The sequence below is a fragment of the Streptomyces sp. NBC_00503 genome (genome assembly GCF_036346895.1).
In the GTDB taxonomy this organism is placed as follows: Bacteria; Actinomycetota; Actinomycetes; order Streptomycetales; family Streptomycetaceae; genus Streptomyces.
In genome coordinates, this window is sequence record NZ_CP107855.1 from 5542248 (window position 1) to 5564847 (window position 22600).

General features: G+C 71.4%; 15 protein-coding genes. 11 read left to right on the plus strand and 4 right to left on the minus strand.

Going from position 1 to position 22600, the window contains the following annotated elements; genetic code table 11:
• Positions 1–8 precede the first annotated feature (8 nt).
• Positions 9–578 (plus strand): hypothetical protein, encoded by a 570-nt coding sequence (locus OG490_RS25820; protein WP_330298658.1) that lies wholly within the window; start codon positions 9–11, stop codon positions 576–578.
• Between the two features lie 73 nt (positions 579–651).
• Here the strand turns inward: OG490_RS25820 and OG490_RS25825 are convergent, their stop codons facing one another.
• Together OG490_RS25825 and OG490_RS25830 are read right to left on the minus strand one after the other, a co-directional pair.
• Positions 652–2139 (minus strand): nitronate monooxygenase, encoded by a 1488-nt coding sequence (locus OG490_RS25825; protein ID WP_330298659.1) that lies wholly within the window; start codon positions 2137–2139, stop codon positions 652–654.
• Positions 2140–2366: 227 nt separating this feature from the next.
• Entirely contained in the window at positions 2367–4637 is a 2271-nt protein-coding gene (locus OG490_RS25830) for a M4 family metallopeptidase (protein ID WP_330298660.1), read from the minus strand.
• A gap of 381 nt (positions 4638–5018) precedes the next feature.
• Here OG490_RS25830 and OG490_RS25835 point away from each other — a divergent pair, with 381 nt between their 5' ends.
• The 3 genes from OG490_RS25835 to OG490_RS25845 all read left to right on the plus strand — a co-directional run bounded on the left by OG490_RS25835 (position 5019) and on the right by OG490_RS25845 (position 10212).
• Positions 5019–6494 carry a sugar transferase gene (locus OG490_RS25835; protein ID WP_443065875.1) on the plus strand — a complete coding sequence of 492 codons (1476 nt, stop codon included), beginning with the start codon at positions 5019–5021 and terminating at the stop codon, positions 6492–6494.
• A gap of 252 nt (positions 6495–6746) precedes the next feature.
• Entirely contained in the window at positions 6747–9521 is a 2775-nt protein-coding gene (locus OG490_RS25840) for a LamG-like jellyroll fold domain-containing protein (RefSeq protein ID WP_330298662.1), read from the plus strand.
• A gap of 13 nt (positions 9522–9534) precedes the next feature.
• Complete coding sequence (locus OG490_RS25845; RefSeq protein ID WP_330298663.1) at positions 9535–10212, plus strand: hypothetical protein; 678 nt, start codon at positions 9535–9537, stop codon at positions 10210–10212.
• Here OG490_RS25845 and OG490_RS25850 read toward each other — a convergent pair.
• Positions 10188–11666 carry an MDR family MFS transporter gene (locus OG490_RS25850; RefSeq protein ID WP_330298664.1) on the minus strand — a complete coding sequence of 493 codons (1479 nt, stop codon included), beginning with the start codon at positions 11664–11666 and terminating at the stop codon, positions 10188–10190. The two genes, OG490_RS25845 and OG490_RS25850, sit on opposite strands and share 25 nt — an antisense overlap.
• A gap of 81 nt (positions 11667–11747) precedes the next feature.
• On the opposite strand from OG490_RS25850, the gene OG490_RS25855 reads away from it, so the two are divergent.
• Positions 11748–12329 carry a TetR/AcrR family transcriptional regulator gene (locus tag OG490_RS25855; protein ID WP_330298665.1) on the plus strand — a complete coding sequence of 194 codons (582 nt, stop codon included), beginning with the start codon at positions 11748–11750 and terminating at the stop codon, positions 12327–12329.
• Between the two features lie 24 nt (positions 12330–12353).
• On the opposite strand, the gene glgX is transcribed toward OG490_RS25855, so the two are convergent.
• Positions 12354–14771 carry a glycogen debranching protein GlgX gene (glgX, locus tag OG490_RS25860; protein WP_443065876.1) on the minus strand — a complete coding sequence of 806 codons (2418 nt, stop codon included), beginning with the start codon at positions 14769–14771 and terminating at the stop codon, positions 12354–12356.
• A gap of 180 nt (positions 14772–14951) precedes the next feature.
• On the opposite strand from glgX, the gene OG490_RS25865 reads away from it, so the two are divergent.
• The 6 genes from OG490_RS25865 (at position 14952) to OG490_RS25890 (ending at position 22376) form a co-directional block, all read left to right on the plus strand.
• Positions 14952–16172, plus strand: a complete 1221-nt coding sequence (locus OG490_RS25865; protein WP_330301069.1) for a L,D-transpeptidase — start codon at positions 14952–14954, stop codon at positions 16170–16172.
• A gap of 130 nt (positions 16173–16302) precedes the next feature.
• Positions 16303–18471 carry a choice-of-anchor A family protein gene (locus OG490_RS25870; protein ID WP_330298666.1) on the plus strand — a complete coding sequence of 723 codons (2169 nt, stop codon included), beginning with the start codon at positions 16303–16305 and terminating at the stop codon, positions 18469–18471.
• A gap of 162 nt (positions 18472–18633) precedes the next feature.
• On the plus strand, positions 18634–19389 hold the full coding sequence (locus OG490_RS25875; protein WP_330298667.1) for a L,D-transpeptidase family protein: 756 nt from the start codon (positions 18634–18636) through the stop codon (positions 19387–19389).
• Between the two features lie 127 nt (positions 19390–19516).
• Complete coding sequence (locus tag OG490_RS25880) at positions 19517–20746, plus strand: L,D-transpeptidase (protein WP_443065877.1); 1230 nt, start codon at positions 19517–19519, stop codon at positions 20744–20746.
• 105 nt (positions 20747–20851) lie between these two features.
• Positions 20852–21619: an enoyl-CoA hydratase/isomerase family protein gene (locus OG490_RS25885; RefSeq protein ID WP_330298668.1), complete on the plus strand. Its 768-nt coding sequence runs from the start codon at positions 20852–20854 to the stop codon at positions 21617–21619.
• A 253-nt stretch (positions 21620–21872) separates the two neighbouring features.
• Positions 21873–22376 carry an ATP-binding protein gene (locus OG490_RS25890; protein ID WP_330298669.1) on the plus strand — a complete coding sequence of 168 codons (504 nt, stop codon included), beginning with the start codon at positions 21873–21875 and terminating at the stop codon, positions 22374–22376.
• The last annotated feature ends 224 nt before the right edge of the window (positions 22377–22600 follow it).

The following is a 22600-nucleotide window of genomic DNA, read 5'->3' on the forward strand; positions in this document are numbered from 1 at the left end:
GACTTCCCATGCGCCTTCGCACCACCGCCACCGCACTCGTCGGAGCTCTCGCGCTCGTCCTGCCGACCGCCGGGCTGTCGTACGCGAACGACCACGACGACCGCGAACACCTCGGCACGCTGCACTACCGCTTCGTGGACGACGACGGCGACCGGCGTGACGGGCGGATCCACCCGGCGGACAACGACACCTGCTACCGGCTGACGAACACCACCTGGAACCGGCCGGCCACCCGGGTGGAGAACGACACCGAGTCCCTCGCGGTGCTCTTCCAGGACCGCAACTGCGGCGGCACGGCGGAGGCGGAGCTGGAGCCGGGCGAGGTGCTGCGGGACACGGAGGTGCGCTCCGCCCTCTTCAAGCCGACGGACAACGACGACCGCCACGAGGGCCGCCACGACGGGCGCCACGACGGCCGCGGTGACGACCGTGACGACGAGGGCCGCCACGACGGTCGCGGTGACGGTCGCGGTGACGGTCGCGACGACGACGACCGCAGCCACGGCCCCCGCGCCACCCAGGGGCGGTCCCAGTCGGCCCCGGACTTCTTCCGCTCCATCTTCCGCACCATCGGCTGACCTGCGCCGAACAGCGGGAGGGCCCGGCACCCCGAGGGGTACCGGGCCCTCCCGCGTACGGGTGTGGCGCGGCTCAGCAGGCGGCGGGAGCGGGCGCGGTCGAGGCGGCCGTCGCGGCGGTCGCGCCGTCCGACAGCCAGCGCACCACGTCCGCCGCCGTGTACGGCTCGGCGTCCGGGGCGAGCTCCGGCAGGAACGACAGGTCCTTGCCGATGGTCACCAGCGGGGGCTCCACCCGGCCGTGCGGCCGGCGCTGCGCCAGCCCGATGGTGGCCAGCAGACCGTTGCACAGGCAGTGGCGGCCCTTGGTGTCGGACTCCTCGCCGCCCTTGCGGACGTACGCGGCGACCGGCTCGGCCGCACAGCGGTAGACCAGGCCGCGAGGACTCCGTACCGGCGTGCGCAGGAACCCGAGGTCGCAGACCCGGCGCCGGGCCGCGGCCACCTCCGGCTCGGAGACGGTCCCCGGCAGGTCCGCCACCTTGAAGGGGAACGAGGTCGGCGAGGCCTCGGGGTCGTTGCGCACCGACAGGGTGCCCGTGTGGGCCCGGCCCAGCAGCTCCTCGCGCAGGTGGCGGACCATCCCGGACTCCTCGCACAGCGCGAAGGCGCTGCCGACCTGGACTCCGGTGGCCCCCGCGGCGAGGGCTGCGGCCACCGCCCCGGGACTGGCCTGGCCGCCGGCGAGCCAGAACGGCAGCCCCAGGGCCGTCATCTTGGCGAGATCCGGGTTGTCGCGCGGGCCGTAGACGGGCTCGCCGGTCTCGTCGAGCTTCATCGGCCCGCGCGGCGGGGCGCTGTGCCCGCCCGCCTGGCTGGTCTCGATCACGAAGCCGTCGGGGCGGGTGATCTCGTCCCGGGCCAGGTAGGTGGCCAGGACCGGGAGCGAGACGATGGCCAGCACGTGGGGGCGGCGCAGCGGGCCGGGCAGGTGCCCGGCGAGCAGGGCGCACGGGTCGAAGAGGTGCTCCAGGGGCTCCTCGTCGCCTTCCACGTGGATCTTGCTCACACAGCGTTCGTACCGCGCCAGCCGCGAGGCGAGGGCAGGGATCTGACCGGGGACTCCCGCGCCCACGAGCACGTAGTCGACGCCTGCCAGGATCGCGCCGAACATCGCGGGGGCCGTGGCGAGCTGGATCTTCTCCAGGTAGTTGATTCCGATGACACCGTCATGTCCCTCCTTGGCGAGCCAGACCTCGGCGAAGTTGCCGAGGACGGTGAGGATTTCGGCCTGCGCCCCGCCCGTCGCCCGCAGCCGCGGGGTGGTGCGCATCGCGACGCCCTCCGCGAGGCCCTCCTCGCGGAAGTAGAGGTCGAGCGCGCTCTGGGCGAGCTCCGGGAGCGGGAAGGCGGCCAGGGCCCGGCGGGCGTGGCCGCCGGGGTCGCCGGTCTGGAGCACGCGGGCCAGTACGACGTCCAGGGCCGTTCCCGAGACCACGCCCAGCTGACCTTCGCCGGACACGGCCTTGGCCAGCCGCCAGCCGGAGACGCCGACGCCCATGCCGCCCTGGATCAGCCAGGGGTGCTGCGCGGCGGGGGTGGTCGTGGGGGGCTGGGGCATGGGTCACGTCCTCGGAATCACCCGAACCTACGGTTCCGTAGGTTCGCTGATTTCCACTATGACCCCGGCGCGGCCCGCCGAAGGGCGCCGAAGGTCCCGGCCCTGGGGGGAACTGGACCCTGCGCGGCGGGGGCCAATGGAACAGGGCCGCCCGGGGGAGTCTTCTCCCGGGCGGCCCCGTCGTCTAGCGGTTCAGCTCTGGTTCACGTCCTGCTCCCTCGTGGGGATCAGAAGGTGAGCTTCCAGCTGTTGATGTAGCCGGTGTCCAGGCTCGCCTTGTCGGCGACCCGGAGCTTCCAGGTTCCGGCCGCGACCTCGGAGGAGGCGTTGACCGTGAAGCTCTGGACGATGTTGTCCGCGCTGCCGCCGGAGCGGTTGCGCAGGTTGTAGACCGAGCCGTCGGGGGCGACCAGGTCGACCACCAGGTCACCGACGTAGGTGTGGACGATGTTCACGTCCACCTTGAGGGTGCTCGGGGCGTTGCCCGTGCGGTTGACCACGAGCGGCGACTCGACCGTGGCGTTGTCCGCGATCTGGTAGTCGGTCGTGTTCTCGAACACGCTCTGCTGCGTGGTGCCGACCGTCCAGACGAGGGCGGCCGTACCGGTCTGGTTCGCCGAGTCCGTCACCGTGATCGTGGCGTTGTACGTGCCGGCGGTGGAGGCGGTACCGGAGATCAGACCGTTCGAGGAGTTGATCGACAGGCCGGTCGGCAGACCCGTGGCCGCGTAGCTCAGGGCACCGGCGTTGGTGCTGGTGGCCTGGACCTGGAGGCTGACGGCGCTGCCCGTGACGGTGTTCTGGTTACCGGGGTTGGTGACCGTGACACCGTTCGAGATGCGGGCGCCGACGGCGATGCCGGCCCACGCGTTGGCCACGTTGTTGTAGGTGGCCGAGCCCTGGCCGTACAGGTCGGCGGCGGCCTGGAGGGTCGCCGTACGGGCGGCCGCGTAGTTGGTGTTCGACTTGAAGTAGCCGACCGTCAGCGCGCGGAACCAGATCTTCGAGGCGGCGTCGCGGCCGATCGCGGTGACCGGGAGGTTGTCCGCGGTGGGCGAGTTGTAGCTCACGCCGTTGATGACCTTGGCGCCGGAGCCCTCGGACATCAGGTAGAAGACGTGGTTGGCCGGGCCCGAGGAGTAGTGGACGTCGAGGTTGCCGAGGCCCGAGTACCAGGAGTCCTTGGATCCGCCGTCCTTGCTCGGCTTGTCCATGTAGCGCAGCGGGGTGCCGTCGCCGTTGATGTCGATCTTCTCGCCGACGAGGTAGTCACCGACGTCGTTCGGGTTGTTGGCGTTGAACTCGACGGCCGCCGCCATGATGTCGGAGGTCGCCTCGTTCAGGCCGCCGGGCTCACCCGAGTAGGTCATGTTGCCGGTGACCGAGGTCAGACCGTGGGTCATCTCGTGCGCGGCCACGTCGATGGACGTCAGCGGGTGCGTGTTGCTCGTACCGTCGCCGTACGTCATGCAGAAGCAGGAGTCGTCCCAGAACGCGTTGACGTACGCGTTGCCGTAGTGAACCCGGCTGTACGGGGCCACGCCGTCGTTGCGCAGGCCGTTGCGGCCCATCACGTTCTTGTAGAAGTCCCACGTCAGCTGGGCGCCGTAGTGCGCGTCCGCGGCCGCGGTGGCCCGGTTGGAGGCGGCGCCGTTGCCCCAGGTGTCGGACGTGGCGCTGAAGAGGGTGCCGGTGCCGGTGCCCGTGCCCCCGTTCAGGTCGTACGTCTTGTGGCCGCCGCGCCCGGCGTCGTTCAGGGTGAAGGTGCTGCCCGACTGCGTGGTGCCCAGCGTCACCTGACCGCTGTACATCGTGTTGCCGATGCCGGTCTCGATGGACTGCCATTCGGTGATCTTCGCGCCGGTCTTGGCGTTGGTGATCACGTGCAGCTGGCTCGGGGTGCCGTCGTGCTGGAGCCCGCCGACGACGGTCTCGTAGGCGAGGACCGGAGCGCCGTCGGCGGCCCAGATCACCTTGCGGGCGCCCTTGTCGGCCTTGGCCGACTTGCCGCCCGCCGCACTGGCGGCGGAGAGCGCCGCGCCCTCGGCCGCGGCCGGGGCGACGGTGGCGGTGGTGTCCGCGACCTTGACGTCCGCGTTGGTGGCCTTGGTGACGCTCTTGGTGACGCCGCCCTTGGCGTGGACGGTCATGTCACCGCCGAGCACGGGTATCCCGTTGTAGGTGCGCTCGTACGTGGTGTGCGTGGTGCCGTCCGCGTCCTTGACCACGTCGCGGACGACGAGCTTCTCCGAGTCGGCGAGGCCGAGGGCCTTGGCCGCCTGCACGGACGTGGAGTTCGCTTCGCTCAGGAGCGTCGCACGCTCCGATGCGCTGAGTGCGCGGTTGGCCGCCGCAGGGTTGGCCTGGGCTGCTGAACCGGTCCTGGACGCGGTGGCGTCGGCGGTGGCGGTTCCTGTCTGGATGCCTACGGCGAGGAGAGCGGCCGCGGCAACAAGCGCGCCGGCCGTGGTGGCACGCCGCTGGGGGGTGGGACTCAACGCAGACTCCTTCTGCAAGGGGGGTTCCGGATGGCTGGGTGGGCCTCCGGGCAGACCGGGCTGGTGCGAAGAACGGTCGAAGAGTGCCACTTGAGAGGCGCAATGTCAGGGGCGCGTCAAAAGGTTGGCTGGAAACGGTCCGTTGTCCGAAGTGACGTATCCGGTATCCGGAACATTCACTTGGATGTGGGACAGGAGTGCTCAGTATCCGGAATGTGCGGTACCGAACTCCAGCGCTGCGGCAGCAAGACGTCCGGTTCGCGGAAACGCCAATTACCGTACGGGTGTTTGTCGTACTGTTTCCCGGTGCGTCAGATGTTCACTGCCCGGGGAAGCAGCGGACTCGCGTCACTGTCATAAACCACGTGCCAGGGGGGGCCCATGAGGCATGTCCATATTCCTGTGCAAAGAGTGGCCAGAACGGCCAAAGAGGCTGTTGTGTCGGCCCGGAAGCTCGGAGACAAAGCGCGGTGGTACCTGCCGGCCGCCGTCACTGCCGATCTTATCGGTGCGGGCGTGCCCGTTGGCCTGGTCTTTGAGGCTGCGCAGCAGGCCAGGCCCGGTTACTGCGCCCTCGGCGCCGCCGTCGCCTGGACCGGTGTGCAGGCGCTTCGCAGGCGGTACGCGGCCCGCCTGCTCGGCGAATCCCGGGGTGTCCTCCCGGTCGTACACGACTGGCTGATTCTGATCGGCGTCCTCGCCGTGGCCCGCGTGATCACCGACGAGAACACCCCCCGACTGTCCGCGCTCGGCGCCCTGCTGCCCGCCCTGTTCGTCACCGTCGCCTGCCACAAACTGACCTACCGCCACCTCTCCGCCGCCAGGCGCGAGGCCCAGGCGGTGAGCCGGGTGCTCGTCGTCGGCGAGCCCGACGCCGCCGAATCCGTCATCGGGCACCTCGCCGCGCGCACCGACCACCCCTACGTGGTCGTCGGCGTCGTCCCGGTCGGGCCCGGCGAGATGGCCAGCGGGGTGCCCGTCGCGGCCCGGCTCGGCCCGGCGATGGCGCCGACCCCGCACGGGGACTCCGGCGCCGTGCTCGGAGCCGTCGCCGCCCACCACGCCGACCTGGTGCTCGTCGCCCCGGGGGCACGGCTCGGTGGGGAGCGGCTGCGCCGGATCGCCTGGGCCCTGCACGACGCCGGGCTGGAACTGGCGGTCTTCCCCGGACTGGTGGAGGTCTCCGTCAAGCGGCTGGAGACCCTGTCCGCGGGCGGTCTGGCCGTGCTGCGGGTGGCGCCGCCGGTGAGCGGGGGAGTGCAGGGCGTACTGAAGTCCGTACTGGACCGGGTGGCCGCGACGGTCGGGCTGGTGCTGCTCTCGCCGGCGTTCCTCGGAACGGTCCTCGCGATCCGGCTCGGCTCGCGCGGACCGGCCTTCTACCGGCAGCGGCGCATAGGGCGGGACGGAGTCCCGTTCGTCATGTGGAAGTTCCGCACGATGGTCGTGGACGCGGACGCGCTGAAGGCCGAGTTATCCGGATCCAACGAGAACGACGGCCTGATGTTCAAGATGCGCCGCGACCCCCGGGTGACCCGGATCGGCCGGCTGCTGCGCCGCACCTCCATGGACGAACTGCCCCAGCTGATCAATGTGATGGCGGGGAACATGTCGCTGGTCGGCCCGCGCCCGCCGCTGCCCGAGGAAGTGGCGAAGTACGACGAGGTCGAACTGCGCAGGCTCACGGTGCGGCCCGGAATGACCGGGCTGTGGCAGATCAGCGGCCGGTCCGACCTGTCCTGGGACGAGACGATCCAGCTCGACCTGCAGTACGTGGACAACTGGTCCTTCACCAGTGACGTCGACGTCATGGGCCGCACGCTCCGAGCCGTGGTCGACGGACGCGGAGCGTACTGAGGGGGCATTCGGCGGGTCGGGGACCAAAGGACGGGGGCAGGCGTCCGAAGGGAACTCCGAGGCCATATATTGCACCTACGATTCGCCGTGTACCGGTCATTCGCGCAGCTGTGTGCGGGTGTGGCCGGACCAAACCTGCCGTATTCCCGTAGTGCACCCTCCGCCCTCACGCGAGCCCTGGTCTGCGCCGGTACATATGGCTGTTCGGGTAGTTCCAGCCGTTGAAAACCGGGCCGTTGCCCTGGGGGGCTCATGCGTAGATCCAGAGGGCTGGCTGCCGCCCTGGCCCTGACGCTGGCCGGGGCCGGCACCGGCATAGGCATCGTGCTGATACCGCAGGCGTCGGCCATCACGCAGCCCGTGGCCTTCACCGCCGACAACCTGCCGACCTGGCAGCCGAACGGCACCGTCTTCGCCATGGCCGAGGCCAACGGCACGGTCTTCGCCGGTGGCACCTTCTCGGCCGTCCGCCCGCCCGACGGCGCGGGCGGAGCCGAGCAGGAAGCCGTGAACTTCGTCGCGCTCGACGCGGCGACCGGAGCCCCGAGCTCCTGCAAGCTCTCCTTCACCGCCGACGAAGGCGGCGCGACCGTACGCGCGCTGACCGTCTCCAAGGACAAGAAGACCCTGTACGCGGCCGGCTGGTTCGGCGCCGTCAACGGCACCCCGGTCTCCGGCCTCGCCGCCATCAACATCGGGACCTGCACCCCCAAGGCCTCGTTCCACCCCAGGTTCCCGGCCACCGTGCGCGCGCTCGCCGTCTCCGACGACACCCTGTACGCGGCCGGGGACTTCAGCACCGTCGAAGGCGCGCCCCGCGGACGGTTCGCCGCGGTCGACGCCGCCTCCGGCGCGCTGCGGCCCTTCGTCGCCGACGCCGACGAGCCCGGCCGCGCCGTCGCAGTCGACAACGACGGCAAGAACGTCCTGCTGGGCGGTGACTTCTTCACCGTCAACGGCGCCAAGAGCCATGCGCTGGCCGTCGTGAACGCCACCACCGGCGCCGTCGCCAAGACCTACGGCAGCATCCCGCCGGACTCGGTCGTCACCCACATCGCGGCCGACGCCACCGGCTACTACACCGCCAACGAGGGCACCGGCGGCGGTGCCTTCGGCGGCCGCATCGCCCTCGGCACCGACTTCGGCGAGAAGTGGCGCGACCGCTGCCTCGGCGCGACACAGTTCGTCCTGCCGTACGACGGGGTCCTCTACAGCTCCTCGCGCGCCCACGACTGCTCGCTCGAGGGCCAGTTCCCCGACGGCAGGAACAACTCCCTGCTCGCGCAGCTGACCGACCACGCGGGCGCCGCCCCCGCGCCGGTGGGCGGTTTCGTGCGCAGCCCCGCGAAGCTGGGCTGGCACCCCACCGCCGACGGGGGGCCCGGCGCGGGCATCGGAGCGCGCGTGATGGCCATCGCGGAGCGCAGCGGCACCAAGTACATGTGGGTGGGCGGTGAGTTCACCCAGGTCAACGGAGCGCCCCAGCGGGCCCTGACCCGCTTCGCCTCCACCGGCGACGTCGGCGCCCCCACCACCCCGGTCGCCAGCGTCTCCAGCGTCGGGCCCGGCGAGGTCCAGGTCCGCTGGCGCGCCGGCTACGACCAGGACGACAGCAGGCTGACCTACCGGATCTACCGCAACGGTTCGACGACCCCGGTCGCCACCGTCGGCGCGGACTCCCTCGAATGGCAGCGCCGGCAGGTCTCCTGGACCGACACCACGGTCAAGGCCGGCGTGTCCTACAGCTACCAGGTGACCGCGACCGACGCCGCCGGCAACACCAGCGCCCCGTCGGCCGGGGTCTCGGTGACGGTCCCGCACGCGGTGGTCGCGTACCCGAACCAGATCCGCGCGGACGGCGCCGGCCTGTACTGGCGCTACGACGACACCGTCAGCCCCTACGTCGCCGACTCCTCGGACGGCGGCAACACCGGCGGCGTCCAACTGGGCGCCCCGGCGCTGCGCCAGACCCCCGGCGCCGTCACCGGAGCCAGCACGGCCATGGGCTTCAACGGCACCGGCCAGCAGGTGTACAGCGACCACCGCGAGACGGTCGGCAGCTCGTACTCCATCGAGACCTGGTTCAAGGCGAACTCCCCGCGCGGCGGCAAGCTGGTCGGCTTCGGCAACAACACCGACCGCAACAGCACCGAAGGCGACAAGCAGATCTACCTGACCGACACCGGCCGGATCTTCTTCGGCGTCGACTCCGGCGGGGCGAAGACCCTCTCCACCGGTCCCACCGAAACCTTCAACGACGGCAAGTGGCACCACGTCGTCGCCACGCAGGGCCCCTCCGGCATGGCGCTGTACGTGGACGGCCAGGCCAAGGGCACGCTGGGCGTCACCGGCTCCCGGCCGATCGAGGGCTTCTGGCACGTCGGCGGAGACGCCCTCGGCAGCTGGCCGTCCAGGCCGGCCGGCGACTTCTTCGCCGGACAGATCGACGAGACGGCCGTCTACCCGAAGGTGCTGACCCAGGCCCAGGCCAAGAACCACTTCGACCTGGCCAAGGCGCCCACCGACACGGTCTCCAAGGTCAACGCGACCGAGGACACCTACATCGACCAAGGTGCACCCACCACCCCCTACGGAGCCTCCACCTCGCTCGCGGTGCGCGGTACTTCGGCCTACGAGACGTACCTGCGCTTCGACACCCCGGCGGCCCCGGCCGGCCAGGTGCTGAAGTCCGCCGTGCTGCAGGTCAAGACCACCACTGCGGCGGGCGCCGGTACGGGCGACACCGTCTCCGTGGTCCCGGTCACCGGCACCTGGAGCGGTGCGGGCACCAGCTTCAAGACGAAGCCGACCCTCGGCACCGCCCCGCTCGGCTCCTTCGCGGGCGTGCCGGACGGCTCGGGGGTGCGGACCGCGCAGCTGGACACGGCAGCGCTCTCCACCGTGCTGGGCACCAGCTACAGCCTGGGCCTGACGAGCACCGGAACCGACCCGCTGTGGATCTGGTCCTCGGAGGCGACGGCCGCGGACGCGATGCCGCAGCTGGTCCTCACCTTCGGCGCGAAGTGACGGGAGCCACCTGATGTACCGATCCTCCGCGGCGGCCGCCGTCCTGCTGGCCGCCGCCCTGACGCTGACCGCCTGCGGTTCGGACGGGGGCGGCAGGGCCGAGGCCTCGGCCTCGAAGCCCAAGCCGCCGGCCGCGTCCCCGGTCGCCGACCCGGCGGACGCCCCGGCGCCGCCCGGGTCGGACTCCCGGCCGACGGGCCCTTTCCTCCCGGACGCCAGGCTCACCCCGAAGACGGGCAGCTTCACCGCGGCGGAGAAGAAGTACCTGAGCGGGCGGGTTCCGGAGAAGACGGACCCGGCGGCCGTCCTCCAGGGCGGCCAGGAGTCCTGCCAGCGGGTGCGGCGCACTGCCGAGCACGACCGGGACGCGGCGGTCGGCTCGCTGGTGGCCGGGGAGGACCCGGGCGCGAAGGACGCGATCGCCTTCCTCTGCCCGGACCAGCTGCCGGTCCTCGCGGCGGCCGGGCAGGGCTTCCCGGACGGCACGAAGCGCTCCCCGTCGGCGGGCACGTACCGCGCGCTGACCCGGAGCACCACGTGCGGCTGGGAAGCCAGGGGCAAGGACGGCGCCGTCCTCGCCTCGGGTCCGCAGACCCCGCCGAAGCCGGGCGAGAGGATCACCGCCACGATCCCGGCGGGCACGGCGGAGTTCGTCTCCAGCGGCTGCTACGCCTGGATCCCCTCTTCCTGACGCGCCCCGGCGGCCGGGGGAGCGGCCGGGCCGGGCTTGCCGCGCAGCGGGACCTCCTGGATGAAGCAGGCGGCGGCGAGCCCCGCGAGGCTCAGTACGGCGCCCCACAGGAAGAGGGAGTGCGTACCGGCGGCCACGGCCCGCGCGCTCATCCCGTGGTCCACGTGGCGGGCGAAGAGCGAGCCGAAGAGGGCGACTCCGAGGGAGCCGCCGACGGTGCGGAAGAGGGGGGAGGAGGCGGAGGCGACGCCCATGTCCTTCATCTCCACGCTGTTCTGCGCGATGGTCATCGGCATCTGCATCGCCAGGCCCAGCCCGGTGCCGAGCACCGCCATGTAGAGGGCGGACAGGCCCCGGCCGGTGGAGGCGTCCATCGTCGAGAGCAGGTACAGGCCGAGGGTGACGGCCGCGCCGCCGACGACGGGGAAGACCTTGTACCTGCCGGTCCGCGACATCACCCGGCCGACGACCTGCGAGGCGAGCACGATCGGCAGCACCATCGGGAGCAGCAGCATCCCGGAGTTGGCGGCCGAGGCGCCCTGTACGGACTGCTGGTACATCGGGAGGAAGCTGACGGCGCCGAACATCGCGGCGCCCAGGACGGCGGCCATGACCGAGGCCAGGGAGAGGTTGCGGCTGCGGAAGACCGACAGCGGCAGCACCGGCTCGGCGGCCCGGGTCTGGGACCGGAGGAAGGCGCCGAGGGCCACCGCACCCACCACGGCCAGGCCGATGACCTGCGGTGAACCCCAGGCGTACTGGGTGCCGCCCCAGGTGGTGAGCAGGACCAGCGCGCTGATGGTGGCGGTGAGCAGGGCGGCGCCGGCGTAGTCGATGGGAGGTGCGTCGATGGGGGGTGCGTCGGTACGGGCCCGCTTCGGCAGGCGCAGCATCGTCTGGATCCACACGAGCACGATCGCGCCGAGCGGCAGGTTGATGTAGAAGCTCCAGCGCCAGCCGAGGTGGCTGGTGAGGAAGCCGCCGAGCAGCGGTCCGCCGATGGTGCCGACGGCCATGATCGTGGCGGACATGCCCTGGTACCTGCCGCGTTCGCGCGGGGAGACGAGTGCGCCGATGAGGGCGAACGCCCCGACGGCGAGCCCGCCGGCGCCGATGCCCTGGAGGGCCCGGAAGGCGATCAGCTGCTCCATCGACCGTGCGGCGCCGGAGAGGCCCGATCCCACGAGGAAGATCACGATCGCGGTGATGAAGGTGCCCTTGCGGCCGTGGAGGTCGCCGAGCTTGCCCCACAGCGGGGTCGAGGCGGCGGTGGCGAGGGTGTAGGCGGTGACCAGCCACGACAGGTGTGCCAGGCCGCCGAGTTCGCCGGCGATCGTCGGCATCGCGGTGCCCACGACCATGTTGTCGAGCATGCCGAGCAGCATCGCGAGCATGACGCCGAGGAGGGTGAGGCGGATTCGCCGGGGGGTGGTTCGGGTTTCGGGTTCGGTCATGGCTTCAGAAAAACACAACGGATAAATAAGTGCAACCACTCAACTTTTGCATCGGATACACCATGACGTTAGAGTGGTGCCATGACCGAGACAGTGGGACGCCGTGAACGCAAGAAGGCCCAGACCCGCAAGGCCCTGGCCGACGCGGCCCTGCGCCTGTTCCAGGAACGCGGGTACGACAAGGTCGGCGTCCGGGAAGTGGCGGAGGCGGCCGACGTCTCCGTGACCACGCTGTTCAAGCACTTCCCGAGCAAGGAAGCGCTGGTCTTCGACGAGGACGAGGACATCGAGGCCGCGCTCGTCGCGGCCGTACGGGACCGCGCGCCGGGGCAGTCCGTCCTGCACTCCCTGCGCGACCACCTCGTGGCCACGCGCGCGACCCGGCAGATGGACGACCCGGCGGTCATCGCGCACCTGACCCTGGTCCGCGAGACCCCGGAACTCCAGGAGTACTGGGACCGGATGTGGCGGCGCCACGAGTTCGCCCTGGCCGCGGCCGTCGCCGAGGCCTCGGGCGCACCGGAGGGCGACCTCAGGTCCGCGGCCCTGGCCCGCTTCGCCCTGGACACCACGAGCCTGATCCGCGGTCAGGCCGACCCGCAGGGGGCCATGCGCGCCCTGTTCGCCCTCCTGGAAGCGGGCTTCGGCTCCGACCCGAGCTGAGCCCCGACCGGGACGTCGGCCGGCTCAGTCCACCACCTTCAGCAGCAGCACCGCGCGGGCCGGGACCGTCAAGGTCTCGCCCCCGCGGTGGCGGGTGGCGGGGGCGACCGTCTGGTCCTCCCGGGCGGTGTCCAGGACCAGCTCGTACGACGCGGCCCACGGAGCCCCCGGCAGCACCCACGCCACCGGCCGGTCCCCGGCGTGCAGCAGCGCCAGGAAACTGTCGTCCGTCACCTGCCGGCCCCGCTCGTCGCGGCCCGGGATGTCCCGCCCCGACAGGTACATCCCGACCGCGGCGGCCGGGGCGTACCAGTCCCGCTCGGTCATCTCCGCCCCCGCCGGGGTGAACCAGGCCAGGTCCCGCAGCCCGTCCGCGCCCTGAGGGTTCCCGGAGAAGAACGCCCGCCGCCGCAGGACCGGATGGGCCCGGCGCAGCTCCAGCAGCCGCCGGGTCAGCGACAGCAGCCCCTGCCAGGACGGGTCCGAGAGCAGGGACCAGTCCACCCAGCTCGTCCCGTTGTCCTGGCAGTACGCGTTGTTGTTGCCGCCCTGGGTCCGGCCGAACTCGTCGCCCGCCACCAGCATCGGCACCCCGGTCGACAGGAGCAGGGTGGTGAGGAGGTTGCGCAGCTGGCGGCGGCGCAGCGCCCCGATCCGCGCGTCGTCCGTCTCCCCCTCGGCCCCGCAGTTCCACGACCGGTTGTCGTTGGTGCCGTCCCGGCCGTCCTCCCCGTTGGCCCCGTTGTGCTTGGACTCGTAGCTCACCAGGTCGCGCAGGGTGAAACCGTCGTGCGCGGTGATGAAGTTGACCGAGGCGTACGGCCGCCGCCCGCCCCACGCGTACAGGTCGCTGGACCCCGACAGCCGGTACCCCAGATCCCGTACGTCGGGCAGCGAGCCCCGCCAGAAGTCCCGTACGGCGTCCCGGTAGCGGTCGTTCCACTCCGTCCACAGCGGCGGGAACGCCCCCACCTGGTACCCGCCCGAGCCCACGTCCCAGGGCTCGGCGATCAGCTTCACCCGCCGCAGCACCGGATCCTGGGCGATCACCGCGAGGAAGGGCGAGAGCATGTCCACGTCGTGCATCGAGCGGGCCAGCGCCGCCGCCAGGTCGAAGCGGAAGCCGTCCACCCCCATCTCCGTCACCCAGTACCGCAGCGAGTCGGTGATCAGCCGCAGCACGTGCGGACGCCCGGCGTGCAGGGTGTTCCCGCAGCCCGTGTAGTCGGCGTACCGGCGCTGGTCCGACTGGAGCCGGTAGTACCCGCGGTTGTCGATCCCGCGCAGCGACAGGGTCGGGCCCAGCTCTCCGGCCTCCGCCGTGTGGTTGTAGACCACGTCGAGGATGACTTCGATCCCGGCCGCGTGCAGGGCCCTGACCATCCGTTTGAACTCGCCGACCTGCTGCCCGGCCGTACCGCTGGAGGAGTAGCCGGCGTGCGGGGCGAAGTAGCCGATCGAGTTGTAGCCCCAGTAGTTGCGCAGCCCGCGGCGCAGCAGGTGGTCCTCGTGCGCGAACTGGTGGACCGGCAGCAGCTCCACCGCCGTCACCCCGAGCCCGGTCAGGTGCTCGATCGCCGCCGGATGCGCGAGGCCCGCGTAAGTGCCGCGCAGGTGCTCGGGGATGCCGGGATGGCGCATGGTGAACCCGCGCACGTGGAGTTCGTAGATGACCGAATCGGCCCAGGGGGTCTTCGGCCGGACGTCGTCCGCCCAGTCGTCGTCATCGTGGACCACGACCCCCTTGGGGACGTGCGGGGCCGAGTCCCGGTCGTCGCGCACGGTGTCCGCGATGTACTGCTGCGGCCAGTCGCGGACGTGTCCGTACACTTCCGGCGGCAGGGTGCCGTAATCATTCCCAGGGGCCCCGTCCACGGCACGGGCGTACGGGTCCAGGAGCAGCTTCGCCGGATTGAACCGGGCTCCCGTCCACGGGTCCCAGCGGCCGTGGACCCGGAACCCGTACCGCTGCCCGGGGCGCACGCCCGGCAGGAAGCCGTGCCAGATCTCGTGCGTGAGCTCCGTCAGGGCGCACCGGGTCTCGGTCCCGTCCTCCTCGAACAGGCACACCTCCACCGCTTCCGCGCCCTGGGCCCACAGTGCGAAGTTGGTCCCGGCGGCGCCGTCCGGGCCGCGGTGGAACCGGGCCCCCAGCGGATGGGAGGACCCGGGCCACACCGGCGGTCCCGGGCGGGTCCGCGCCCGTACGGCACGGCTCCCGAGCAGGCCGGTCAGCTGGCGGCTCCCGTTGCCGTTGCCGTTGCCGTTCTCCCTCCCGTTCTCCCTCCCGTTCCCGCTCCCGTTCCCGTGTCCGGTTCCCCCGGGGTGTACGCCCGGGTGCACGTCCTGCCCGTCGGCGGACGGAACGGGCGCGGCCGTCCCGCCGCTCCGTACCTCACCCACGACGGCTTCCACCGCCTCTTGCTCGGCTGCGCTCGACACTGCCCGCCTCCACGGCTCTCGGTACCGGCGGGGGCAGGGGAAGTGCGGCCCCGGCGTCCCGGCCAGGGCCCGCCCCCGTCTGGTCCTTCCCACTGTTCTGCCCGGACTGTTCTGCCCCGAACGTGGCCCGCGCCCACGTTTCCCCCACAGGGCCCCGGTCGTTGGAGGAGCGTGACTCATCTGAAGAGGCGGGCAGGGGCGGGATTGGCCGCCGTGGCGGTGTGGGCGGGCCTCCTCGGAGGACTGGCCGGATGCACGGAGAACGGCGGCTCCCCGATCGAGATCCAGCTGCCCGGCAAACCCCGGTCACCGGAAGAGGCGATCCGGATCACCCCGGACGACAACGCCAAGGGGGTCCCGGCCGAGGGCCCGCTGACGGTGACCGTGCCCGAGGGCCGCCTCGAGCGCGTCGTGGTCACCAAGGTGGAGGACGCCCAGGAGGACAAGGTGCCCGGCGCCATCGCCGACGACGGGCTCAGCTGGAGCCCCGCCGCGGGGTCCGGACGGCTCGCGCTCGCGGCCAAGTACACGGTGGACGCGGTCGCCCTCGACGGGCACAACCGGCGCCAGGCCCGGCACACCACTTTCACCACCTACGTTCCCGAGGAGAGGTTCATCGGGTACTTCAAGCCGGAGAACCGCTCCACCGTCGGTACCGGCATGATCATCTCCTTCGGATTCAACCGGTCCATCGAGCGGCGCGCCGACGTGGAGCGCGCCATCACCATCACCTCCGACCCGGCCGTGGAAGTTGCGGGCCACTGGTTCGGCGACGAGCGGCTCGACTTCCGGCCCAAGCAGTACTGGAAGCCCGGCACCGAGGTCACGGTGCGGATGAAGCTGCGCGACGTGGAGGGCGCGTCCGGCTCGTACGGAATCCAGGACAAGACCATCCGCTTCACCGTGGGCCGCTCCCAGATCTCCCGGGTCGATGCCGCCGCCCACACCATGGAGGTCCGGCGCGACGGCGAGCTGCTGTCGACCGTGCCGATCACCGCCGGGGCGCCCAAGAACACCACCTACAACGGCAAGATGGTGGTGATGGAGCTCTTCGACGTCACCCGGATGAACGGGCAGACGGTGGGCTTCGGCGGGGAGTACGACATCCCCGACGTCCCGCACGCCATGCGCCTCACCCGCTCCGGGACCTTCCTGCACGGCAACTACTGGGCCAGCCCGGACACCTTCGGCTCCACCAACGCCAGCCACGGCTGCATCGGTCTGCGCGACAACAAGGGCGGCGGCTCCGACACCCCGGCCGGCTGGTTCTTCGACCGCAGCATGGTCGGCGACGTGGTGGAGGTCGTGAACTCGCAGGACAAGACGGTGGCCGCGGACAACGGGCTGGGCGGCTGGAACATGCCGTGGACGGCCTGGGTCGCCGGCTCCGCCATCGGCTGACGCCCCAGTCGGGTGATTGTCGTACCGGAATGCCGTAGCGGACGAGTGTCGGTCCGCCCGGCGCGCCGGTGCCCGCCGCCAGCCTGTACGGGCCCACCCGCACGCGGCGGCAGGCAACGGACGGAGCGTCATGTCAGCAAGGAAATGGACCCTCGGCCCCCTGGGGCTCGCCCTCACGGCCGTCCTGGCCGCAGGGGCCCCGGTGGCCCTCGCTGCGCCGGCCGCGCCGGGTCCCGGCGGGCAGCAGCCGGCGCCGGCCCGGGAGGCCGCGGCCCGCCGGGCCCCGCTGCCGGGCGGGCTCGGCCCCTGCCTCGGGCCCCGCTGCCCCGATCCGTTCCCGCCCATCGAGGTCGGCACCGACCCCAACGGCTACGACGAGGGCATCAACATCTTCGTCGGCGCCGACTTCCTGGTCCGCGAGCGCGCCGCCGAGGCCGAGGGCAAGGTCGTGGTCCTCGGCAGCTTCGACCAGAACAAGAACCTGGCCGAGGCGGGCGGGGGTTACAACATCGGCGTCGTCGGCGCGGGCTCGCTGGTGCGGCCCCCGGCGGGCTCGGACTTCCTCACCACCGGCCGCAACGTCAACATCGCCGCCAACCAGCGGCTGATCTCCGACGGCGGCGTCGTCCGCCACGCGGGCACCGCACCCGGCCCCGGCACCGTCACGGGCACCCTGACGGCCGACGCCGCCGCCGTCACCCCGTACGCGGGCCTGCGCGACCAGCTCACCTCCGCGAGCCACTGCTACGCCCGGGTCGACGGCCGCACCCGCCCCGCCACGGGCACCGCCGTCAACCAGAACGGCTTCACCGTCTTCACCGGGGACAACACCTCCCGGCTCCAGGTCTTCAACGTGGACTTCGACATGGTGGGCGCGACCGGCGGAGCCATCGGCATCCGCTTCGACCGGATCCCGGCCGGCGCCACCATCCTCGTCAACGTCCTGGGCGCCAGCCGTACGCTGAGCACCTTCAGCGGCAGCATCGTCGACACCGGGACGGGCGCCGACGCGTGGAACGGCTACCGCACCCGGCTGCTGTGGAACTTCCCGGACGCCACCGAGGTCGCGCTGACCGGCAGCGGGCAGTTCCAGGGCAGCGTGCTCGTCGGCGAGCAGACCTCGCGGACCACGGTCACCCTGCCCGGCACCAACGGCCGCTTCTTCACCACCGGCGAGCTCGTCCACACCAGCCTGCGCGGCGGCGGCCAGGAGCTGCACGCCTACCCCTTCAACGGCGACCTGCCCGCCTGCGGGGAGCAGGTCCCGACCACGGGCCGGGTCTCCGTCCTCAAGCAGGACTCCGCCGACAGGCCGCTGGCCGGAGCCACCTACGAGCTGTGGCACGAGACCAACGGGGTCGCCGGAGCCCAGTTCACGGCCTCCGGCGGTGACACCAAGGTCGCCGACTGCGTCACCCCGGCGAACGGCACCTGCTCCCGCACCGTCCCGCTCGGCACGTACTACTGGCGCGAGACCAAGGCGCCGGCAGGGTACGAGCTCGCGGAGAACTCCGTCTCCGAGCTGACCCTGAACCAGCAGAACGCCTCCGCGGGCGCGAGCAGCCGCATGAGCAACGCGAAGCTCCCGGTCAGCGCCGAGGTGGTGCTGCGCAAGTCGGACAAGGACAGCGGGGCGCTCCTGCCCGGCGCCCGGTTCGAGCTGTGGCGCGAGACCAACGACGTCGCGGGCCTGCAGACCGGCGGAGGGGACCCCGACGAGAAGCTCGAAGGCTCCTGCACCACCGACGCACAGGGCAGTTGCACGGTCCAGCTGCCCATCGGCGAGCGGTACTACTGGCGGGAGACGCAGGCACCGGCCGGCTACGACCTGCTCAAGGACCCGGTCATCGCCTTCGACCTCGACGAGGGCGACGTGCGGACCGGCCGCGTCGTCAACGTCCAGAACGAGAAGCCGAAGAAGCCCGAGCACGACGGGACGATCAAGGTCCTGAAGAAGGACGCGAAGACGAAGAAGGCGCTGCGCGGCGCGGTGTTCGAGGTCTGGAAGGAGACCAACAGCACCAAGGGCCTCCAGACCCGCGGGATCAACGCCGACCGCAAGGTCGCCTCGGGCTGCGCCACCGACCGGGCGGGCGTCTGCGAGTTCCGCGGCCTGGAGGACGGCTGGTACTACCTGCTCGAGACGGACGTCCCCGAGGGTTACGTCCTGCCGCCGAACCGCGTCACCGGCCCCCTGCACCTGGACGGGCAGACCCCCGGCAGGCGTCTGGTGGTCACCCTCGAGAACAAGCGCGACGAGCACGGCAAGGGCCCCCGGCGGGTCTTCGGAAACAGCTGATCCCCGCCGGGCCGTCAGGGCGGGCTCCCCGCCCGGACGGCCCGCCCCGCTGGGCCGCCCGGGTGGGCCGGTGACCCTACCGGCGCACCCGGCGGGCCGGGTCGGCCCCGGTCCGGTTGGCTCGGGTCCAGCGGCCCGGCCGGCGGGCGCGAGGAGGCCCGTATGAGCACAGGTGGCGTGGCAGGCGCGATAGGCAGGGCGGCCCTGACGGCCGCGATCCTCGCGGCGGCGGCTCTCGGCCCGCTGCCCCCGGCCGCGGCGGCCGGACCCGATCCCGTCCCCGACTCCGCCGCCGTCGCATCCGCAGAAGCCGAAGCCGAGGAGGCCTGCACCGCCGGGACCGGGCCCTACCAGCGGGAGATGGAGGGGTACCTGCGGCGGAAGGCCGACGGGGTGCAGGACGAGGGGGACTGCGCGGCGATCCGGCGGTTCCAGCAGGGGAACGGGGTCCGGCCCGCGGACGGGTACGCCGGACTGGCCACCTACCGGAACATGGTCGCCGTGGCCGCCCGGTCCAACCCCAACGCGGCCCGCGCCTGTCCCGTCCGCCCTCACCGGGTGACCTGCGTGGACCTGGAGCGGCAGCTGCTCTGGGTACAGCGCGACAGCAAGGTCGTCTTCGCTCCCGTGCCCGTCCGCACCGGCCGCGACGACCAGGAGACCCGCACCGGCTGGCACGAGGTCTACTGGCGCAGCAAGGACCACAAGTCCACGCTCTACGACGACGCCCCCATGCCCTACGCCCAGTTCTTCGACGAGGGCCAGGCGCTCCACGGACGCCCCGGGAACCTCTACGCACACGGCGGCTCCGCCGGCTGCGTCAACCTCTCCGTCCCCGACGCGGCCCGGCTGTGGGACCTGCTCACCGAGGGCGATGCCGTCTACGTATGGGGCACCAAGCCCGGCACGGAGGGGTGACACGCCGATAACCCCGACTCTTGGGACGGAATGGTGACACGTTCGTGCCATCCCGTCATCCCCGCCTGTGATTTCCTGGCGAGAAGCGCGCGACTGTCCGTGCGCGGGGGACATGGGGAGAACAAGAGTGAACCTGCAGCCGATACGCGGCCGCGCCCGCACCGGCCTGCCGGCCCTCCTGCTGGGTGCGGCCCTGCTGTTCACCACCGCCTGCAGTGGCGGTGGCGGCAACGGTGGTGGCGCCGGCGGGAGCGGTGGCGGCACCGGGGGTACTGGTACGACCGGCACCGAGGCGTCGAAGGCCGTCGTGAGCATCAAGCCGGACGACGGGGCCAAGGAAGTCGCCACCAGCGGCATCCTGAAGATATCGAGCACCGGCGGCAAGCTCAGTACGGTCACGGTCGCCGACACCAAGGGCAACGCGGTGGAGGGCAAGCTCGCCGATGACGGCGCGAGCTGGGAGCCCTCCCGCAACCTCGCCTCCGCCACCGAGTACAAGGTCCACGCGGTGGCCAAGGACGAGGCCGGCCGGGAGTCCGCGAAGGACACCACCTTCACCACCCTCACCCCGGCCAACACCTTCATAGGCCAGTACACGCCCGAGGACGGCGCGACCGTCGGCGTGGGCATGCCGGTCTCGATCAACTTCTCCCGCGGCATCACCAACCCCGAAGCCGTCGAGAAGGCCATCTCGGTGACGGCCGAGCCCGCCGTACCCGTCGAGGGCCACTGGTTCGGCAACGACCGCCTCGACTTCCGCCCCGAGAAGTACTGGGCGGCCGGCACCAAGGTCACCCTGAAGCTCGCGCTCGACGGGGTCGAAGGCCGCCCGGGGGTCTACGGCAAGCAGACCCGTACGGTCACCTTCACCATCGGCCGCTCCCAGGTCACCACGGTCGACGCCGCGGAGCACGAGATGCAGGTCGTCCGCGACAACCAGGTGGTCAAGACCATCCCGATCACCGCCGGCGCCCCCGCGAACACCACGTACAACGGGCAGATGGTCATCAGCGAGAAGTACAAGGTGACCCGGATGAACGGCGCCACGGTCGGCTTCGGCGGCGAGTACGACATCTCCGACGTCCCGCACGCGATGCGCCTGACCAACTCGGGCACCTTCGTCCACGGCAACTACTGGGCTTCGTCCAGCACGTTCGGCAGCGAGAACGTCAGCCACGGCTGCGTGGGCCTGAAGGACGTGCGCGGCGCGGGCGACGGCGACCAGCCGGCCGCGTGGTTCTTCAACGAGTCGCTGATCGGCGACGTGGTCGTCGTGAAGAACTCCAAGGACAAGACGGTGGCCCCCGACAACGGCCTCAACGGCTGGAACATGGACTGGGCGGAGTGGATCAAGTAGTACCTCACGCCAAGTAGTCCTCCGTCGTACGGAGTCCGGGTGCGCCCGGTGCTGTGACCCACAGCACCGGGCGCACCCGCGTTAACCGGCGCTAACCTTCCCCGTATGACCATCTCTCTCGAAGTCTCCGAAGGCGTCGGCACGATCCGCCTGGACCGGCCGCCCATGAACGCCCTGGACATCGCCACCCAGGACCGGCTGCGCGAGCTCGCGATGGAGGCCACCGACCGGACCGACGTCCGTACGGTCGTCCTCTACGGCGGCGAGAAGGTGTTCGCGGCCGGCGCGGACATCAAGGAGATGCAGACGATGGACCACGCGGCCATGGTCGCCCGGTCCCGCGGTCTGCAGGACGCCTTCACCGCCGTGGCGCGGATCCCCAAGCCCGTGGTCGCGGCCGTCACCGGCTACGCCCTGGGCGGCGGTTGCGAACTGGCGCTGTGCGCCGACTACCGGATCGCGGGCGACAACGCGAAGCTCGGCCAGCCCGAGATCCTGCTCGGCCTGATCCCGGGAGCCGGCGGCACCCAGCGGCTGTCCCGGCTGATCGGCCCCTCCAAGGCCAAGGACCTCATCTTCACCGGCCGCATGGTCAAGGCCGAAGAGGCGCTCGCGCTGGGCCTCGTGGACCGGGTCGTGCCGGCCGCCGAGGTCTACGAGCAGGCGCACGCGTGGGCCGCGAAGCTGGCGCAGGGCCCGGCCCTGGCGCTGCGCGCGGCGAAGGAGTGCGTGGACGCGGGTCTGGAGGTCGACATCGACAGCGGGCTGACCATCGAACGGGGCTGGTTCGCGGGCCTGTTCGCCACCGAGGACCGCGAGCGCGGGATGCGCAGCTTCGTGGAAGAGGGGCCCGGCAAGGCCAAGTTCCTCTAGGCGCGGCCCCCCGGCGGCCGCTGTTCCTCCCTGTGGGTGGATTAGCCAGGCCTTAAGGGAATCTTAAGGAGAAAAGCTGATCCACTCAGCGTGATCGCTGCTGTGCGATGCGTCACCGCAGGTCGGGGTGGGTGCGGCGGCACTCCGATTGCCGAACGCATATGCCGGAGCACCTCCTCGGAATCCATGATTCCGGGGGGTGTTTTCCTGCGGAACGGCCCGAACGGCCCTACCGGCCGTCCATGATGGGTGCATGGCGGGTCTGGAGGGTGTGGAACAGCCGCGGCAGCGCAGTAGCGCTCCCGCCGTGCGGCTCACGGCGGCGCTGGAGGACGAACAGGGCCTCAAGCTGCTGGAGTTGCACGGGAACCCGGCCGAGACCCAAGTGATGCTGCCGTCCAGGCCCGAGTCGGCGGGCACGGCCCGCCGGCTCACCCAGTGCGTGGTGGTGCGGCTGTGGGGCCTCTCGCCGCAGATCGCCGAGCACACCGTCTTATTGGTCTCGGAGCTCGTCGGCAACGCCGTCCGGCACACCGGGGCCCGGTCCTTCGGTTTACGCATGCTCAGGCGCCGCGGCTGGATCCGTGTGGAGGTGGGTGATCCCTCGCGCGGGCTGCCCTGCCTGATGCCGGTCCACGAGATGGACACCACCGGCCGGGGGCTCTTCCTCGTCGACAAGCTCTCGGACCGATGGGGCGCGGACCTGCTGCCGCGCGGCAAGATCACCTGGTTCGAGATGAGGGTGGCCGACCGTTGACCCCTCTTCCCTGAAACACAGAAACCCCCTGTCGCCGGTGTGGGGCGCTTCGGGGGTTTCATGAGGGTGCCGAGGATCGAAGGGGGTGTGATCCTCGGCAGGGACTTCGCTCGGGTCAACGGGAAGCCGTGATTCCGACTATGGCAGAAGAGGGACCAAATGCCAAAAGTCCCAAGTTGGACATAAGTGTGCAAATCGTAAGAGTTTCTACCTAAATCTTAGGT

Coding starts and splice junctions, on each gene's coding strand:
- OG490_RS25820 (WP_330298658.1), top strand. CDS start 9: ATGCGCCTTCGCACCACCGCCACCGCACTCGTCGGAGCTCTCGCGCTC.
- OG490_RS25825 (WP_330298659.1), bottom strand. CDS start 2,139: ATGCCCCAGCCCCCCACGACCACCCCCGCCGCGCAGCACCCCTGGCTG.
- OG490_RS25835 (WP_443065875.1), top strand. CDS start 5,019: ATGAGGCATGTCCATATTCCTGTGCAAAGAGTGGCCAGAACGGCCAAA.
- OG490_RS25840 (WP_330298662.1), top strand. CDS start 6,747: ATGCGTAGATCCAGAGGGCTGGCTGCCGCCCTGGCCCTGACGCTGGCC.
- OG490_RS25845 (WP_330298663.1), top strand. CDS start 9,535: ATGTACCGATCCTCCGCGGCGGCCGCCGTCCTGCTGGCCGCCGCCCTG.
- OG490_RS25850 (WP_330298664.1), bottom strand. CDS start 11,666: ATGACCGAACCCGAAACCCGAACCACCCCCCGGCGAATCCGCCTCACC.
- OG490_RS25855 (WP_330298665.1), top strand. CDS start 11,748: ATGACCGAGACAGTGGGACGCCGTGAACGCAAGAAGGCCCAGACCCGC.
- OG490_RS25870 (WP_330298666.1), top strand. CDS start 16,303: ATGTCAGCAAGGAAATGGACCCTCGGCCCCCTGGGGCTCGCCCTCACG.
- OG490_RS25875 (WP_330298667.1), top strand. CDS start 18,634: ATGAGCACAGGTGGCGTGGCAGGCGCGATAGGCAGGGCGGCCCTGACG.
- OG490_RS25885 (WP_330298668.1), top strand. CDS start 20,852: ATGACCATCTCTCTCGAAGTCTCCGAAGGCGTCGGCACGATCCGCCTG.
- OG490_RS25890 (WP_330298669.1), top strand. CDS start 21,873: ATGGCGGGTCTGGAGGGTGTGGAACAGCCGCGGCAGCGCAGTAGCGCT.